Origin of the sequence: Actinomadura vinacea (assembly GCF_039532545.1) — a bacterium.
GTDB classification, from domain to species: domain Bacteria; phylum Actinomycetota; class Actinomycetes; order Streptosporangiales; family Streptosporangiaceae; genus Spirillospora; species Spirillospora vinacea.
Window position 1 is genome coordinate 1 of record NZ_BAAARW010000055.1, and the last position, 1,183, is coordinate 1,183.

General features: G+C 57.1%; 1 rRNA gene. It reads left to right on the forward strand.

The annotated features are described in order from the left end of the window. Positions 1–1,183: ribosomal RNA gene (locus ABD340_RS47760) — 23S ribosomal RNA — on the forward strand; the annotation flags it as partial.

Sequence of the window (1,183 nt, forward strand, 5' to 3'; positions counted from 1 at the left end):
GATGCCTTGGCATCAGGAGCCGATGAAGGACGTGGGAGCCTGCGATATGCCTCGGGGAGTCGGCAACCAGACTTTGATCCGGGGATTTCCGAATGGGGAAACCTGGCACCCGTCATGGGGTGTCGCCGCCGTCTGAATGTATAGGGCGGTTGGTGGGAACGCGGGGAAGTGAAACATCTCAGTACCCGCAGGAAGAGAAAACAATTGTGATTCCGTGAGTAGTGGTGAGCGAAAGCGGAGGAGCCTAAACCGTGCGCGTGTGATAGCCGGCAGGCGTTGCGTGTGCGGGGTTGTGGGACCATCCTGATTCAGCTGCCGCTGGGTCGAGAAGTTACAAACTGCTCGGGTAGTCGAATGGCATGGGAAGGCCGACCGTAGACGGTGAGAGTCCGGTAGACGAAATCCGAGTGGCTTCTGGGTGTGTTCCCGAGTAGCACGGGGCCCGTGAAATCCCGTGTGAATCTGCCACGACCACGTGGTAAGGCTGAATACTTCCTGATGACCGATAGCGGACCAGTACCGTGAGGGAAAGGTGAAAAGTGCCCCGGTGAGGGGTCGTGAAAGAGTACCTGAAACCGTGTGCCTACAAGCCGTCAGAGCGTCCTCAGCCTCCTTTGGGGGGTTGTTCGTGATGGCGTGCCTTTTGAAGAATGAGCCTGCGAGTTATGGTGTGTGGCGAGGTTAACCGGTGGCGGGTAGCCGTAGCGAAAGCGAGTCTGAATAGGGCGTTTGAGTCGCATGCTGTAGACCCGAAGCGGAGTGATCTAGCCATGGGCAGGGTGAAGCGCCGGTAAGACGGTGTGGAGGCCCGAACCCACCAGGGTTGAAAACCTGGGGGATGACCTGTGGTTAGGGGTGAAAGGCCAATCAAACTCCGTGATAGCTGGTTCTCCCCGAAATGCATTTAGGTGCAGCGTTGCGTGTTTCTTGCCGGAGGTAGAGCTACTGGATGGCCGATGGGCCCGACAAGGTTACTGACGTCAGCCAAACTCCGAATGCCGGTAAGTGAGAGCGTGGCAGTGAGACTGCGGGGGATAAGCTTCGTAGTCGAGAGGGAAACAGCCCAGATCATCGGTTAAGGCCCCTAAGCGTGTGCTAAGTGGTAAAGGATGTGGAGTTGCCGTGACAACCAGGAGGTTGGCTTAGAAGCAGCCATCCTTGAAAGAGTGCGTAATAGCTCACT